A 15,929-nucleotide genomic window follows, 5' to 3' on the forward strand; every position below is an offset into this window, starting at 1 on the left:
TGCCCCAATATCCTGCTCGCTGGAAATAATCAGCGTTAGAGCATGGTCAGTGTCAGGCCACAGGCCAACACCTCGCCGGGTTCCAGGCAGACCAGACCCACCTGCGGCGCGGGCGGGTCGGCAAGCGTTGCGCCGCTGGTATGGGTCTGTGGCTCCAGGGCAAAACGCGGCAGGTCTGGCGCAGTGTGAAACATCAGCTCGCGCGTGACTGGGGCCGTGTGCATCGTCAGCTGGTAGCCGAGCTCTGGCTGTCGGATCACGGCCTGCCCGCGCCAACCCGCATAGGCATTGTTCCGCCATGACTTTGGCACCGGCGCGCCCGCCGAGAAATCCAGTTCTGGCGGCGGCGTGATGGGATCGGTTGGCAGATGATCAGGGCCCTCGAGGTAGACATGGCTCGCGTCGAATTGCAGCTCGGTTCCGGGCAGGTTCGGAAACCACGGATGCGCGCCCAGGCCTGCCGGGATGCTTTGGGCCCCCTCGTTGCGCAAGACAAGAAGGGCCAGGAAGCTCGAGCCGTCGACGCGCAGGTCCAGCTTTGCCGAGAAGGGGAAAGGGCTGCCGGCATCCGCGGCGGCGAGATGAAGTCGAACCGACCCGGCGCCCTGCATCTCGGCCTGCCAGCGGCGCTGCCAGGCGCAGCCGTGCAGGGCCAGCGGTTCGGCCGTGTTGGGCTGCAGCCGAATGTCGTGAAGCCGGTTCCCCCGTGCGCGATTGGCGAAGGGCAGCATCCAGAACAGGCCCGAGGAGAGTGCCCCCCTTGGTTCTGCAGCGCCAGGGACCAGGACCGGCTGCCATCCCGACGCGGTCCGAAACTCCATCTGCCAGATCGCGGCACCATGGTCCGGCATCAGGCCAAGCCGCAGCGTCTCGTTCTCGAGATGAATCATTCCCGGCCGGAGGCGAACGCTGTGCGGGGATGGCCCGCGACGTCGACATCAATGCGCAGCAGATTTCCTGCCATGGGCTGCGCCAGCAGATCGGCCTCGGAATAGTCCCAGGTCGATGTGGTGACGTAAAGCGAGCGGTCGACGAAGCAGCAGGAGGTCGGCAGGCGCAGGGGCAGATCGATCACCGCAAGCGTGCGGCCATCGGGCGCAAGCCGCACCACGCAGCCGCCATCCCAACGCGCATTCCACAGGCAACCTTCGGCATCCATCGCCGAGCCATCGGGTGTGCCGGGCAGATCGAGGTCGGGGCGAAAGCTGTCGATCCGCTCTCCCATCCGCCCTGTTCTCGGGTCATAGGCATAGGCGGCCAGATCGCCGGTGGCACTGTCGGCGGTATAGAGCCGGTCGCCGTCGGAGCTGAAGGCGATGGTATTGGCGATTCCGATCCCGCTTCGCAGCACCGACAGATCGCCGCCCGCGAAACTGTAAAGAGCCCCGGTCGGTGCGCCCTCGGCCATGTTCATGGTGCCAGCGATGAACCGCCCGGCGGGGTCGGTTCCGGCGTCGTTGAAGCGGTTGGTGGTGATCCCGGCCTCGGGCTGGGCCAGCCAGTCGCCGCGTCGTCCTTGAGCATCGAGCCGAGCGATACCCGTGACATAGGCCCCGATGTAGTCGCCGCTGTCGGTCGGGGCAAAGCCGGTCAGTGCCGGTTCGACGGCTTGCGTCGTCACCTCTCCCGTCGCCAGATCCAGCCGGTGCCACAGCGCGCGGCCGATATCGACCCAACGCAGCGAGCCGTCGGCAACGTCGTGCACCGGACCCTCGCCAAGAACATCCCGCGTGCTGGCGGCCACGGAAACTTTCATCTCCCGCTGGCCTCCTGCGCGATGACCCGCGCCAGATCGCGGCTGGCGATGCCCAGCAGCTCCGCCATGCGCTGTCCCGCCTCGTCGGGGCGGCGCATGCGGATGGCTTCCAGCACCTCGCCATGCATGTCGAGGGTCGCGGCAAAGTTCTCCGATGCCGAGGTGGTCAGGCGAAAGGCATTGCGCAGCGCCGTCCCGACCATCGCGCCGAAATTGATGAAGACCGGGTTATGGCTGGCGGCAAGCACGGCGAGATGGAAGGATTCATCGGCGCTGACGCTGGCCTCGATGTCCTGCGCATCGGCCCTGCACATGGCGTCGAAACTGTCCTGCATCCGCCCCAGATCCTGCCCGGTGGCACGCTCGGCGGCAAAGCGGGCGGCGGCAGGCTCGATCACCTGCCGCGCCTCGGTCAGACTGCGGGCGAAGTCGAGATCGGGCGCCAGCTCCTCACGCCAGCCCAGCAATTCGGGGTCGAGATGGTTCCACTGCGCCGGCGACAGGACGACCGTGCCCGAACGGGTCTTGCTTTCGATCAGCCCCTTGCCCGCAAGGGTGCGGATCGATTCCCGCAGCGCCGTGCGGCTGACGCCAAGCTGTTCGCCCAGTTCGGTTTCCGTCGGCAGCTTGGCCCCCGGCGGGAAGACGCCCGACAGGATCTGCTTGGCCAGTGTCGAGGTGACCAGATTGCGCGGCCGCTCGCGGAGGGGGCTGTTCGGCTTGGTCATCGTCAGCTCCTGTTCAGGCGATACTCGGCCAGAAGCACGGCGAGGATCAGCACCAGTGCCAGTGCCGTCAGGCTCTTGAAGTCACGCATGGTTTCCTCCCTTATGGCGTGTCAGTCGTGGTAGAGCGCCGAACGTCCTCCATCGATCACAATGGTCTCGGCGTTGATGAAGGGCGCTTCATCCGAGGCGAGGAAGACCGCCGTCATGGCAATCTCCTCGGGCCGGCCGATGCGACCGGGCGGATGGATCGCCATCGCCCGCTGACGCTCGGCCTCGGGATCGGGGAAACCGGCCCAATAGGTGCGGGCGATCTCGGTCTCGATATAGCCCGGCGCGATGGCGTTCACCCGGATGCCCTCGGCGGCATACTCGATCCCAAGCGCGCGCGTCAGCCCGATCAGCCCGTGCTTGGCGACGGGATAGGGAAAGGTGTGGGGAATGATCTTGAAACCGTGGGTCGAGGCGATGTTCAGGATCACCCCGGACCCTTGCTGGCGCATCCCGGGCAGGACCGCCTCGGCCATCGACCACGCGGCCTCCAGATCCAGCGCCATGCAGCGCGCCCATTCCGAGCGCGGCATGTCCAGCGGGCGGTGAAACACATTCGCACCGGCATTGTTCACCAGAACGTCCACCCGTCCGAATTCCCCCACGGTGTCTCGCACCGCTCGATGGACATCCGCCGGAACCGTCACATCACAGGGACTGAAGACGGCCCCGATCTCATCGGCCACCTGTTGGCCGGTCTCGGGATTGCGCTCGGCAATCACCACTTTCGCGCCCTCCGCCACGAAGGCGCGGGCAATCGCCTCACCGATCCCCTGGCCGGCGCCGGTGACGATGGCAACCTTGTCCTTCAGACGATCCGTCATGGCTTACCAATCCACGATGGTGCCGTCCGGAAGGACAGCGTTTGTGGCGTGCAGGATTTCCTGCTCGAACGGGTGCTTCGCGATCTCGGCCTCGTTCACCTCGATCCCGAGCCCCGGTTTTTCGGGCGGACCCCAGCGGCCCGGCTGACGTTCGATCGGCCATTCGACCACCGCGCCATACCACGGAACCGCACCCACCATTTCTTCCTGAATGATCAGGTTCGGGGTGGAGATGCCGAAATGCAGCGCGGCCACGCCCGCGATCGGCCCCAGCGGATTATGCGGCGCGACCCCTATCCCGTAGCTTTCGCACAGGGCCGCGATCTTCTTGGTCTCGGACAGCCCACCGGCATGGCAGATATCGGGCTGCGCGATATGGAAGGCGCGCTTCTTCAGCGCCTCGACAAAGTCGCGCCGCCCGACCAGTCGCTCGCCTGCGGCGATATGAACGCTCTGTGTCGCGGTCAGATGCGCCAGCCCGTCCATGTCCTCGGGCGGCAGCGGTTCCTCGACGAACATCGGCCGGCAGGGTTCAAGCGCGCGGATGAAATCCTTTGCCAGCGCGACAGAGGCCGGACGCCCGTGACAATCGACCATGATATCGACATCCGGACCGACCGCCTCGCGCAGGCCCATCATCGCATCGGCCACGCCGTCGATATCCCGGTTCGAGGCGACGTAATGCGCATAGGGGATCGAGACGACCTTGACCGCGTCATAGCCCGCCTCGACCACCGCCTGACCACGCTCGGACAAGGCGCTGCGCCCCGAGGTCTCGTAGACCGATCCCATGTCGCCCATGCCGAGATGCGTATAGGTGCGCACATGGTCGCGGACCTTGCCGCCCAGAAGCCGCCAGACCGGCTGGCCCAGTGACTTGCCGAAGATATCCCACAGCGCCATCTCGATGCCGCTGATCGCCGACATGCCGATGACGCCCATGCGCCAGAAGCCGTGCCGGGTCAGGATCTGGAAGCACTGCTCGATATCCCGCGGGTCGCGGCCCAGGATAAGCGGCGAAAGGTCGTCAATCGCCCCGACGATGGCGCGAGTTTTCCATTCCAGCGTCGCTTCGCCCCAGCCGATCAGGCCCGGCACATCCGTCTCGACCCGCACGAAAACCCAGTTCCGCATGGCGGCGTTACACACAAGCGAACTGATCCGGGTTATGCGCACGATGATTCCTCCTGATTTGTAGTATTTAAAAAATGAATCATGTGATGTCAATGGCGCTCTGATGGGCCTGCTCTTCGGCCTATCGTCCGCGCGTCACCATCTTGCGCGGCATCCCTGCGTTCATTCGCTCCGACAATGGCCCCGAGCTTGTGGGTCCTGGCTGTCCGCGACTGGATCGTCGCCGTCGGGGCGCAGACGGCCTATATCGAACCGGGATCGCCCTGGGAGAACGGGTATCGCAAGAGCTTCAACGCGCGCTTTCGCGACGAGCTGCTGAACGGGGAGGTCTTCCATAGCCTGCGCGGGGTGCAGATCCTGATCGAGGAATGGAGGAAACACTACAACACAAAACGACCACACAGCGGATTGGGCTATCGCCCACCAGTCCCAGAAGCCATCGCCCGACCAAAGACCGGTCATGCACCAACCATTCCAAATGGACCACTCAGATGGGACTGTCTGTACAAGGCCGATCTCGATTTCCCTCTGTCGGGAAGATCCAAGCGGCAACACCTATTTCGAGGTGTTCAACAGGGGCGTCAGGCAGGAGTGCCCAAGGCCTCATTGTGATCTGCTTCTTTGTCGTATGAGCGGAAATCCTGTGGGTCGATAAAAATGCCTTTACTAATGAGTTTCAACCAACCCGAAAGGTCGGATGACCCACGGACCAGGAATAGGCTGAGCCCCGATCCCACGCAGCTTTCACGCCGGCCGGACCGTCATTCGGATGCAATTGAAGCCCATCCGGGTCTGAGTCTAATGCAAGCCTCGCAGGCCCTGGGGATCAGATCTGGTAACTCCGGGCGCAGTCTCGCAGAAATGCCTTGCCCTGTTCGGTCAGCCCGGCATTTTCGACATAGTCCTCGAACTCCGCCGCTGCGTCTTCAGGATCGCCCAGGCTGGCCAGCAGACGCCTGTCACCGAAGGCCACGAACAGATGCTCGCCCGAAGGCAGCCACAGGAACAGATCGCGGTCCTTGAACTCGACGATCTGATCTTCATAGGACTGATCAAATATGGCCGCCCAGGCTGTATCGGCATTCTTCAGGACCGATATCTGCTCCTCGGCGCCAAATTCGGCATGGTAGATGGTGATGTCGGTGGGACCTGTGGCCCAGGCCAGATCGACGGCGCGCTGGAACTCCTCGCGCCCGATATAGTCTGCAAAGATCCGGGCGCCGAATCCTTGGGCGGTCACGAATTCCGGCCGCAGCATCCGTTTCGCATCCAGCGCCTGCTCGAGCAACTTCACCACCTGCTTTGCCTTTCCATGGCGACCTGCAATTCAGGGATCATCATATCAAGGATCATAGCGGATCTCGGTGCCTCTATTGCTGGTAGGATTGCGCATTTCCAAGGTCGGGCGCCCGTCCGAGCTGCCCGGGCGAACGGTGACGCGCGTTCCGTCGGATAGTGTGCCGGTGCGGCCCGCACCGTATTGCGTGTTGATATTGCGCACGTTTTCGGGGCCAAGCGAGTCGAAGTCGCGGTCGGCCTGTCCCATGCCGCCGGTCTTCCGGCCATGTCGTGTTCGACCCTTGGTTTGCTGTGAAACATTGGCCTCGTCTTCAAGTTCCTGGCGTGTCCTGCGGCAACTCCCGACGCATTGGCTGCGATTGCGATTGCCGTTGCCGGACTGGTTCGCCCGGTTTCCAGCCGATCCTGGCCTTGCCGGCGGCTTCTTGCCTCTCAGCAGGCGCTGCAGGATGAGCTTGATCAGCCGCCCCACGGTCAGACCGCCTTTTCCAGATCATCAATGAGATCGTCGATCGCGTCGTCCGGGTGTTTGCCGCTGCCGCGGAACGCGCGCCGCGCCACGTCGCCGTTTCCCGCCTCGCCGCCCGTGATCGACATCAGGTAGGCCCATTTCATATGCGCTCTCTCGGATTGCAGGCCGATGCTGTCGCCCGAGGCCTCGTAGTCCAGCACCTGCCGATACAGGAACTCATCGGGCAAGTCTCCGGTGCCGCCCGGATCGACCTCGCGCAGGTAGGTCATGACCTTCCGGCGCGATCCGGCCATCCGCAGCGCCTCCATCTTCCTGATCGTCGCGGGTGTCAGCCGCAGCGGCCCTTTGGGTGCCTGCGGAAGAGCTGACGGCCTGTCGATGATCCGGCGCGTGGCCGCCCATTCCCAATCCGGGGCGTGGACGATTTGCAGGCAGGGACCGAACAGCCTTGACAGTTGCGGTGGCTCCAGTGCCGGTATGACCTGCGCCAGCGCATTGGCATCGGCATGGCGAAAGATCACCAGTTCGAACTGCTCGTCCGGCGCGGGCAGGGGGATCTCGTCTGCACCCGCAGCAGCATCCGACAGGTCCGAGCGGCCATCGGCGCCGTCCTCCCCCGCCGGCACCAGCATCTTGTTCAGCCGGCGGAGGTGACCGTACAGCAGATCCTCGGTCAGAGTCTCGGTCCCGACCCAGAAGACCAGTCCCGGACAGTCCCCGACCAGCCGCAAAATCGCATCCAGCCGGGCGATGATCGCACGCCGGTCGGTCACATCGTCCACTGGCAGCATCCCGCCCCCGGTCGGATCGCCCGCCTCGAGGGCAGCCTGCATCCGGCTGGCCAGCGCTTCCGCGGTCAGATTGCCGTCGCCTGCCCCGGTGGTCCAATCGGGTGCCGTGTCGTCCGTCATCGCAAAGCCGTCGCGATAGGGATTGATGATCCATGGGCCGCCCAGCACGATCGTCGGGTCGCCGTCATGGCGGTAGAGCGGGCGATGGCTCAGCCCCGCCGCCCGGCAACGCGCCGGCAGGTCGACCTGAAAGGCCCCGTCGATCACCGCGAAGACGCGGGTATCGGGTGCCAGCACCAGCTGGGTCAGGTGAACCAACAGGTCGCGGCGCGGCGTCCTGGCCAGATCATCCGCTCCCACGCTCATCCGCGCATGGCAGGCGACGCTTGCCGGGCTTGCGCGACCTGGCATTCGGTGCCTCCGATCGCGACCCCCAATCCGGCAGCCAGGTTGACGCCGCGATCGTCGATGAACACATCGCCCGATCCGCTTTGCGCCGCGCCACCGCAGCCGATGCTGTCTCCGCGGCGCCCGGCGGGCTTGCCGTTGATGAACACCGTCGGAGAGCCTGCGGACATGGCGCGGGTATGCGGCGGCGCATGGCCGGCAACGCAGGCATGGGGCGCGTAGCTATCGCCCACACGCATCGCCGCGCGCCCGTTCACATTCACATCCGGGCTGCCGCCCGTCGCCGGAGTCGGTGGAAAATGGCAGGCATGGCCCGAGCCGATGTCACCTTTCCGATGCGCTGCAGGCATGGTTGGAGGCCCTCTTAAATGATGGTGGCAGGCAATCGATACGAGACCTAACCGAACTGATGCGTGACCGGTGCCGGCACCTGCCACTCGCTGCTGCCCTCATCAAATCCCGTTCCCGGCGCGACGATACGAGCTTCGACGACATAGGGTCCCGGCTTTAGAAAGCGGGCCGCCTTGTTTGCGCTGTCCGCGGCGTCTTTCAGGGCCTTCAGAATCTCCCCATATGCCTCGGTTCCAGGCGGAATCTTGTCCATAAGCGCGCCTATAGGATCCGGGGCCTCCGGTCTTTCGGCGAGCCAATAGCACATCCAGACCTGGATCTCGTCGTTCTCGGTTGGTCCGAATGCCGATACTCTGAAGTAGCTAGGTAAGCCCGTTCTTGATGCCCCGACAAAGAAGCTGCTGACGGTCATCTCGTACGACGCATTTGGATAGTAAACGTGCAGTACACCAGCAGGATAGGGCAGCCCAACGACCGGTCCCCTGACTGCCAGTTGGATTTCACGTGTGCTGTTGATTCCAGCGAACATGCCACCAATAGGCTTGTAAACAAAGTCGCGCCTATGTGCCCCATCTGCGGTTGGAGGATTGTGAACCTTATCGTTCAGATACTCGTCCCAGCCTTCTGGTGTCGAAAAATCATAGTCACTCTTCGAGTAGTACTCTTTCGCGGCGCCCTGCAGCTGCTCGGTCAGATCGGATACGTTCTCAGGAAGAGTCGCCCAGCCATCCTGCATCACTCATTCTCCTGGCTAGCACCGGAATCTCCCAAGATCCGTTGATAATCACCTTCCGACATGCGCCCCAATTGAACCAGTCTGTCACCATATCTTCGGATAGCCACAAGATCGGTCGAACTTACCGCCGACAGTCCCGGCAACTGCGCAAGCAGGCTATCGCAATTCTGTGCAGCAGCGAACCCCACGGAGAAGATTGCATTATACTGGACGGTTTCCGAGCAGCGGGCATCCAGTATTCCCGACTCGCGCATCGTTTGAAGAACTGCCGGTGTTTCGGGCTTGCCGACACCGAGCCGACACTCTTTCATCCAGGCCTCGATTTTGTCCGGGGAGGTGTGAAAGGCGCTTTTCGCCGCCTGCACCTCATCGGGCATACACAGAGTTGAAGGAACTGCGCCGCATTCGCCGTCATCGCAGGCCGCCGCATCAGCTATCCCAAAGATCGGCTGATACCGGGATGCAAGACCGGGAACGTAATGCTGCCACGACTGTAGCAAGGGCAGAGTGTCGTCATACCCAACGCCAAGAAAATGCACCGCTTGCTGCAGCTGCAATTGGCCCTCAGCAGATTGTTCGTCGAAAGTCTGATCGACCTGATCCAATACGCGCTGGAAGATGCGATGATCCAGATAGAGCGGGCGCAACCCTGCCGCGTGATAGGTCCCGATGGCCCGCGACAGATAGGTTGACCTGGAATCCCTGAAATACTCCAATATGCTGTTTTCAATCAGAATATCAGCAAACATGTCCCCATGTTTATCGAGATTTTCAGTTGCGCAGTGCTCATCCAGCGTCGTCAGGAAGTCCACCGCGCGGGAGTTCTCGCCCAGCATGGCTTCTTCCGAAAGCTCTTGGAAGAAGTCCGGGCAATCTTCGGTTGACCCGGCAATAGACGCTGTCGGAAGAAGCAGGGTTGTTGCAAACAGGACTATCCTGATTTTCATTCGGTTTTTCTGCTTGTTCAATTTAAATCAATCCGCTTCTTTCCGTTAACGATGACATGAACTCCATCGATAGAGACCGTGCCGTCCGGCTGCATCGTGAATCGAGATTTTCCGCACCGAATTTCAAACCCTTTGCGAGCATAGATCAGACGGGAGCCATCGGTTCGCTCAGAGTGGTCACCTCGGGTCACGTCAACCCGGTTTCGGCCGACTCCCAGCATAAGATCTTGTCCCGTTTGCGTCGACTTGCTGGCACCCACGATCTCGCTGCTGGTTGTTGCCACAGCTTCGCTTTTACGGCCACCGATGTCGAAGGTCAGATCGCCGTCGTTGCCGGACTGCATGTGATGAATCGCTGATTGGTTCATGGTCATCTGGCCGGCAAGATTTCTTTGGAACTTCACCCGCTTCTGCTTTGCCAGATTTGTCTGCAAGCTGTCGGTTCCAACCCGCAGCGTATAGCTGTTCCCGATATACTCCTCGAACCGCCCTCCGACCTCGGAAAATTTGTTCTTGCCGGTCGAGAAGATGGCGACCTCGTCCACGCGCTGCAGCAGATCATTCTCGACATGTACTTCCTGATCGCGTTCGGCATGGAGATAGATCTTTTCCTGCCCAAGCTCATCCTCGAAGCTCAGCTCGTTGAAGCCCTCGCCCCGATGGGTCTTCGAGCGCCAGACCGCCTTGGTCTTGTGCACCGGCAGCGGATAGGGCGCATCGTTCTTGCCGTTGAAGACATTGCCTGTCACCAGCGGCTTGTCAGGATCACCCTCGAGGAACTCGACCACCACCTCCATGCCAATGCGGGGAATGACCATGCCGCCCCAGCCCGCACCGGCCCAGTTTTGTGACACCCGGCAGCGCATCGAATATGTCCCGGTCAGATCCCAGTGGAACCGCACCAATATTCGCCCGTATTCGTCGCAATCGATCTCGCCCTCGCCCACCACCATCGCCGTCTGCGGGCCCTGCACGATGGCGGGCGGCGTGCGCCGGGGCGGGACCATCGGCGCGGTGTCGGGCATCAATGTGTAGCTGCCGGTAAAGGCATAGCCATCGCTGCCCGGCCCGCCCGAGCCATAGGCCTCGCTGACGAAATGATGGCTGGCCGAGAGGCAGAGATAGCTTTCCCCGGTCCCCGGCACGGTGTCGCCCGAGAGCGTCAGCCGCATCCCCGCGCCAAGCGCGACGCAATCCCCGACCGCCCGGTTCCTGCGGTCCGCCCCGCGCTCCTGCTCGGTCCGGAGGCCAGCAACCAGCTTGCCCACCGGCTGCGCCAGGTAGTCACCCGGATAGTCGAAGCTTTCGATCCGGCCCTGCGGATGGGTGGCATCGCCGGTCCGGTCCGTCTCCATCGCGGCGGTCGGGGTCTTGAAATTGTAATCGGTCAGCCGGATCGCCCCGGTGGTCAGGTTGCGCTCGGGCGCCCAGTCCCAGAAATGCTCCTGCTCATAGTGGTGGTGACCGTCATAGCGCTTGAACGGGCGATCGCCGATGGTCTCATGGCTCAGCGCGTCATCGGTCAGGACCAGCGTATGGCTGCCCACCGCATGGCGGAAATGGAAACTGATGCCGGCACGCTCCATCTGGCGGCGGGCAAAATCGAGGTCGCTCTCGCGGTATTGGACGGTGTATTCCAGCACCGGGTAGTCACGCGTCAGCTTCATCTCCAGCGCCGGATCGCCCAGCCCCGCATATTCCCCAAAGAGTTCCTGCAGAATCTGGACCGCGGTCTTGTCGTGGAAAATGCGCTGGTTCCGCCGCCGCCCGGCCAGCCAGAACCACGGGCGCAGAGTCAGGTCATAGCGATGCCCGTTCTCGCCGACGCCGGCCCACCGGGCCGAGGTGACGATGCCATCGAAGGCGCGCATCTGGTCATGCGCCTCGATCTCGACGCTCGCATGGGTGCCGATGAGGGCGTCGAAATCCAGGTCGTCGCGAATGGCCAGCGCCTCGACGCGGTAGTCGAAGAGATCGTTCAGATGGTCGGAGCCGTCAAAGCGCAGCAGGCTGAGCGTATCGGCACCAAGCGCGGTGGTCAGGCGGCCAAGGCGCTCGGATTGCTTGAAGGGGGCGTTCAAAAAGGGCCTCCGGGGAACTGAAAACAACAGGTGAATCAAACTATAGCTTGCACAAGCGTCAATGAACAGACGACCTGTCCGCGATCCTCTTTCAACAGCACATCCCGGCTGGGTCGAAGTGAATAGCCCGTGATTCATGGTCGCCTTCTTCGCTAACTTTGAGACAAGGAGGCCATGATGGGCACAGGCAATTTCACGGATGAGTTCAAGCGCGATGCTATGGTACAGATCACGGAGCGGCGCTACCCGGCCAAGTGGGTTTTGGAGCGGCTCGGGGTGAGCACGCATTTGCTCTATGCTTGGAAGCGCAAGCTCGCGAAGGCAGTGTCGGGTGACACGGAGAAGGATGCCGAGAACTGTCGGCTGAAGCGCGCGCTGGTTCGGGTGACTGAGCAGCGTGACATACTAAGGAAGGGGGCCGCGTACTTCGCGCAGCATGCAAAGTGAAGTGCACGTTCATCAGAGCGCATCGCGACCAGTTTCGTATTCGCGCCAAGTGCCGAGTGTTGCCGGTCCATTTCTCCAGCTTCTCTGTAGGGCTTAAGGAGCCGTTAAGCCGCCGCGCGGAGGAGGATATGCACCAAACTGCGTTGATCCGGCAGGCTTGGACCGAGAGCGGCAGGATCTATGGCTATCGCAAGCTGGCGGACGATCTGTAGGAACCTTCTCTAGGCTTAGCTGCCCGGCGGTCTACCTCGGGGAAACCCCTTTGCGTAATTCGTGAAGTTCCGGCGCACGATAGCAGCCTGTGTCGGGTCGATCTGCTGGTCATCCCGGATGGGTTCGCCAGCGGCGTTGAGCTTGACGACGGCCTTGTAGACATAGGTCAGGCCGCCGGCGGATTTTCCGGCCAGAGCGCGTCCCTTGAGGCCATATGGCTTTCACCTAGCGCCGCCGTCGCCTCGTCAAATGCTGCAGGGCTATGCAGGACATTGGCCAGCAGCATGGCGCCTTCCAGCGTTGCAATTACCTGCGCCGCCTTTTCGGTCGTCAGTCCCCGTGCGGTCATCTGTGCCAGCCCGGCCTCGAAGAAGCCCCGCGCCTCGCTCAAGACCTCGTCCGGCAAGGCACAGGCAGCCGCGCCGAGTATGCCGCAGAGGCACATCCCGCCATCGCCCTCCAGCGCCCGGCGAAAGCCCGCCTTCCACGCCGTCACCACATCGTTTCCTGCGTCGATATCGCCTTCGACCGCTACAAGGAATCGATCCTTGTAGCGACGGGCGACGGCCGCGGCGAGGTTCTCCTTGGTCGGAAAGTGATAATGCACGCTGGCGCTTTTGACCCCCACATCTGTAGCCAGTTCACGAAAGCTGAAGCCGGTATAGCCGCCTGCGCGGATCCGCGCTTCGGCGGCATCCATGATGGCTTCGGTGGTATCGCTCATGATCGGCCCTCTCTCTATCACCTGATAGATAGGGCTTGCGTCATCGATCCGCAATGGCTATGAGATATCTACCTACTGATAGATAGATGGAGAATCAGCATGCGCTTCGCGGGTAAAGTCGTCGCAATCACCGGCGGCGGCTCGGGTATCGGCAAGGAAACGGCTGCGCGCTTTGTGGCCGAAGGGGCCTCGGTCGTCATCAACGGCCGCGATCTGGCCAAGCTTAAGGCTGCCGCAAGAGAGATCGACCCGAGCGGCGCGAAGGTGGCGGTGTCGGCGGGCGATATCGCCGACCCGGCAACAGGTACGGCGCTGGTCGACCTCGCGGTCGCGCGCTTTGGCGGACTGGATGTGTTGGTCAACAATGCGGGCGTGTTCAATCCCAAACCCTTCCTCGAGCTGACCGAGGCGGATTACGACTGGTATCTGGACACGATCCTGAAGGGCAAGTTTTTCACTGCACAGGCGGCGGCCAAGGCGATGAAGGACAAGGGTGGCGCCATCGTGCAGACCGGATCGATGTGGGCGATTCAGGCGATCGGGGCCACGCCATCGGCGGCCTATTCGGCGGCGAATGCCGGGGTCCATGCCATGGTGCGCAACCTGGCCATCGAACTCGCACCGCTGAAAATCCGCATCAACGCCGTCGCCCCGGCTGTGGTCGAGACGCCGGTCTACAATACCTTCCTGACCGATGCGCAGGTGGCCGACGTCTTGCCGAGCTTCGATGCGTTCCATCCGCTTGGCCGCAACGGTCAGCCGCGCGATGTGGCCGAGGCGATCCTTTTCCTTGCCTCGGATCAGGCGTCGTGGATCACCGGCACGGTGCTGCCCGTCGATGGCGGCGTCACCGCCGGACGGCAGTAAACGAATAGGGCGGCGGCGAAGGCGCTGCCGCCCGCAACCCACCGGAGGCGACATGTCGGCACAGGTATTGGTCATTGGTGGCGGGCTTGCGGGCCTGACCGCCGCGCGGGCCCTGCATCGGGCCGGGATCGGCGTTCAGCTGATCGAGGCGCGGGGGCGGCTTGGCGGGCGCATCCTGTCGGTCGCTGAAACCGGCGAAGGTCCGTTCGACCTTGGTCCGTCCTGGTTCTGGCCGGACTTGCAGCCAGACTTCGCGCGCTTCGTGCAAGCGTTGGGCGTGGCCTGCTTCCCGCAGGCAGATGCGGGCGATCTCATGTTCCAGCGGGGTCCGGGCGCCGTGCAACGCTATCCGGGCATGTATCAGGAGCCTGCCTCGATGCGGATGGTGGGGGGCACGGCCTCGCTCATCTCTGCTCTGGCGCGCGATCTTCCACCCGGCACGGTCCGACTGAACGCCCAGGTTACGCATCTGACGCTGACCGCAACAGGCGTCGATGTCACCATCGACGGCGGCCAGGTCCTGTCGGCCCCGCAGGTGCTGCTGGCCTTACCCCCGCGCCTGTTGGCGGCGCAGGTTACCTTTGATCCACCGATGCCCGTGCCTGTCACCCGACTTTGGCAAACCACGCCCACCTGGATGGCCCCACATGCCAAGTTTGTGGCGGTCTATGATCGGGCATTCTGGCGCGATGCCGGGCTGTCGGGCGCGGCCCGCAGCCAGACCGGCCCGCTGGCCGAAATCCATGATGCGACCACCGCCGCGGGGCAGGCGGCCCTTTTCGGATTTGTCGGTCTTCCCGCCGAGGTCCGGGCACGCGCAGGCGAGGCTGCAGTCATCGCGGCCTGCCTGCGGCAGCTTGGGCAACTCTTTGGTCCCAAGGCGGCCGAGGTCAGCGCCACGCATTACAAGCACTGGGCCGCCGATCCCTTGACGGCGACGCCCGACGATCTGACCGCAGGCGACCATCCATCGCCGATCCTGCGCCCATGGGTCGAGGGCGACTGGCAGCATCGCCTGACCCTGATCGGGTCCGAGACCAGCCGCAGCGCGCCCGGCTATCTGGCCGGCGCCCATGAAGCCGCCGAAGGCGGGGTCGCCACCCTGTTGGCCCGCCGTGTATCCCAATTCGTCCGAAAGGAAACGCCATGCGCCTGAATGCCGATCTGAATGAGCCTGTCATTGTCCATGCCGCAAAGCTCAATTGGGTCCCCAGCCCCGCAGCCGGGGTAGACCGCCGGATGCTCTATCGCGAGGGGGCCGAGGTTGCCCGCGCCACCTCGATCGTGCGCTATGCGCCGAACAGCGCCTTCCCCGAGCATGTTCACAGCGGCGGTGAAGAAATCCTGGTTCTGGACGGCACCTTCCAGGATGAGCATGGCGACTATCCCGCCGGTTCGTATTTCCGCAACCCGCCCGGCACAGCACATAGCCCCGCTGCCGCTGAGGGCTGCACCATTTTCGTGCGCCTTTGGCAGTATCGCAGCGGCGATGACGTGCAGGTGAACTGCCAGCCCGGCGAGGGCACGGCCCTCTCACCCCGCCCCGGCGCCAAGGCCGCGCGTCTCTTGTTCGAGGATGCCGCCGAGCGTGTCTGGATCGAGGAGTGGTCGCCGGGCACCAGCCTGACCATCGAGAACCAGCAAGGGTTGGAGTTCCTTGTCACCGACGGCAATGCGCTGATCAATGGCGAGAATTGCGTCGCCCAGAGCTGGGGCCGACTGCCTGCCGGCCAGGTGCTCGAGGCGACGGTCGGCCAGGCGGGTGCGCAGGTCTGGCTGAAGGCGGCACCGCTGCAACATGCGGATATCCTCAAGATGCCGGGTTAGGCGCTGCGACGGGGACAGATCACAATGTGGGCCCGGCACGCGAAATGAATGTGAGTCTGGGCGTGTTCGATTCTGCTATCGCCTTTGCGGTTACTATCAACCGGCTGGTGGAAAGGTGGCGATAAAGTTGGTGTGATTGGAAAGGTAGCTTCCAAGCAGAACAGTGGTCAAATCCTGTCCCCGCAACCAACGAAATCTGAATACCGGACAAAGCAGCACCCATCAGGGCGCTTTTTGTTGTCCGCCAGAGGCTTGGGGACCTTGCAGCAGCTGCGC

The 15,929-nt window shown here is 63.1% G+C and carries 16 protein-coding genes and 2 pseudogenes; 5 read left to right on the top strand and 13 right to left on the bottom strand.

The window, feature by feature from the left end:
- Positions 1-35: 35 nt before the first annotated feature.
- The 5 genes from CX676_RS14770 to dgoD all read right to left on the bottom strand — a co-directional run bounded on the left by CX676_RS14770 (position 36) and on the right by dgoD (position 4,490).
- Positions 36-890, bottom strand: a complete 855-nt coding sequence (locus CX676_RS14770; RefSeq protein WP_101753291.1) for an aldose epimerase family protein — start codon at positions 888-890, stop codon at positions 36-38.
- On the bottom strand, positions 887-1,756 hold the full coding sequence (locus CX676_RS14775; protein WP_101753292.1) for an SMP-30/gluconolactonase/LRE family protein: 870 nt from the start codon (positions 1,754-1,756) through the stop codon (positions 887-889). The genes CX676_RS14770 and CX676_RS14775 overlap by 4 nt, the downstream gene beginning before the upstream one ends.
- Complete coding sequence (locus tag CX676_RS14780; protein WP_101753293.1) at positions 1,753-2,484, bottom strand: FadR/GntR family transcriptional regulator; 732 nt, start codon at positions 2,482-2,484, stop codon at positions 1,753-1,755. The genes CX676_RS14775 and CX676_RS14780 overlap by 4 nt, the downstream gene beginning before the upstream one ends.
- Before the next feature lie 110 nt (positions 2,485-2,594).
- A complete protein-coding gene (locus CX676_RS14785; protein WP_101753294.1) occupies positions 2,595-3,356 on the bottom strand; it encodes an SDR family oxidoreductase in 762 nt (253 codons plus the stop codon).
- Between the two features lie 3 nt (positions 3,357-3,359).
- A complete protein-coding gene (dgoD, locus tag CX676_RS14790; RefSeq protein WP_232816472.1) occupies positions 3,360-4,490 on the bottom strand; it encodes a galactonate dehydratase in 1,131 nt (376 codons plus the stop codon).
- A 140-nt stretch (positions 4,491-4,630) separates the two neighbouring features.
- On the opposite strand from dgoD, the pseudogene CX676_RS14795 reads away from it, so the two are divergent.
- Positions 4,631-4,940 (top strand): annotated as a pseudogene (locus CX676_RS14795) (integrase core domain-containing protein); the annotation flags it as partial.
- 376 nt (positions 4,941-5,316) lie between these two features.
- On the opposite strand, the gene CX676_RS14800 reads toward CX676_RS14795, so the two are convergent.
- Genes CX676_RS14800 through CX676_RS14830 form a run of 7 tightly spaced genes read right to left on the bottom strand, consistent with a single transcriptional unit; the run spans position 5,317 to position 11,575 of the window.
- Positions 5,317-5,787 (bottom strand): hypothetical protein, encoded by a 471-nt coding sequence (locus CX676_RS14800; protein WP_101753296.1) that lies wholly within the window; start codon positions 5,785-5,787, stop codon positions 5,317-5,319.
- A 45-nt stretch (positions 5,788-5,832) separates the two neighbouring features.
- Positions 5,833-6,261, bottom strand: coding sequence for a hypothetical protein (locus CX676_RS22595; RefSeq protein ID WP_157935956.1), 429 nt, complete (start codon positions 6,259-6,261; stop codon positions 5,833-5,835).
- Between the two features lie 2 nt (positions 6,262-6,263).
- A complete protein-coding gene (locus CX676_RS14810; RefSeq protein ID WP_198590204.1) occupies positions 6,264-7,463 on the bottom strand; it encodes a hypothetical protein in 1,200 nt (399 codons plus the stop codon).
- Entirely contained in the window at positions 7,415-7,810 is a 396-nt protein-coding gene (locus CX676_RS14815; RefSeq protein ID WP_101753299.1) for a PAAR domain-containing protein, read from the bottom strand. Before CX676_RS14815 ends, CX676_RS14810 begins: the two co-directional genes overlap by 49 nt.
- A gap of 47 nt (positions 7,811-7,857) precedes the next feature.
- The gene (locus tag CX676_RS14820) at positions 7,858-8,547 is read right to left on the bottom strand and encodes a hypothetical protein (protein ID WP_101753300.1); all 690 of its coding nucleotides are present in this window, start codon (positions 8,545-8,547) and stop codon (positions 7,858-7,860) included.
- Positions 8,547-9,515, bottom strand: coding sequence for a hypothetical protein (locus CX676_RS14825; protein WP_157935957.1), 969 nt, complete (start codon positions 9,513-9,515; stop codon positions 8,547-8,549). The genes CX676_RS14820 and CX676_RS14825 overlap by 1 nt, the downstream gene beginning before the upstream one ends.
- Positions 9,512-11,575 (bottom strand): type VI secretion system Vgr family protein, encoded by a 2,064-nt coding sequence (locus CX676_RS14830; protein WP_101753302.1) that lies wholly within the window; start codon positions 11,573-11,575, stop codon positions 9,512-9,514. Before CX676_RS14830 ends, CX676_RS14825 begins: the two co-directional genes overlap by 4 nt.
- Before the next feature lie 177 nt (positions 11,576-11,752).
- Here CX676_RS14830 and CX676_RS23010 point away from each other — a divergent pair.
- Positions 11,753-12,231 (top strand): annotated as a pseudogene (locus tag CX676_RS23010) (transposase); the annotation flags it as partial.
- A 170-nt stretch (positions 12,232-12,401) separates the two neighbouring features.
- Here CX676_RS23010 and CX676_RS14845 read toward each other — a convergent pair.
- On the bottom strand, positions 12,402-12,959 hold the full coding sequence (locus CX676_RS14845; protein WP_101753305.1) for a TetR/AcrR family transcriptional regulator: 558 nt from the start codon (positions 12,957-12,959) through the stop codon (positions 12,402-12,404).
- Between the two features lie 99 nt (positions 12,960-13,058).
- On the opposite strand from CX676_RS14845, the gene CX676_RS14850 reads away from it, so the two are divergent.
- From CX676_RS14850 to CX676_RS14860, 3 genes are read left to right on the top strand one after another with little or no spacing between them, the layout of a single operon-like run.
- Positions 13,059-13,826 (top strand): SDR family NAD(P)-dependent oxidoreductase, encoded by a 768-nt coding sequence (locus CX676_RS14850; RefSeq protein ID WP_101753306.1) that lies wholly within the window; start codon positions 13,059-13,061, stop codon positions 13,824-13,826.
- 52 nt (positions 13,827-13,878) lie between these two features.
- Positions 13,879-14,982, top strand: a complete 1,104-nt coding sequence (locus CX676_RS14855) for a flavin monoamine oxidase family protein (protein WP_101753307.1) — start codon at positions 13,879-13,881, stop codon at positions 14,980-14,982.
- Entirely contained in the window at positions 14,973-15,653 is a 681-nt protein-coding gene (locus tag CX676_RS14860; RefSeq protein ID WP_101753308.1) for a cupin domain-containing protein, read from the top strand. Before CX676_RS14855 ends, CX676_RS14860 begins: the two co-directional genes overlap by 10 nt.
- Positions 15,654-15,929: the final 276 nt, after the last annotated feature.

Origin of the sequence: Paracoccus zhejiangensis (assembly GCF_002847445.1) — a bacterium.
GTDB classification, from domain to species: Bacteria; Pseudomonadota; Alphaproteobacteria; order Rhodobacterales; family Rhodobacteraceae; genus Paracoccus; species Paracoccus zhejiangensis.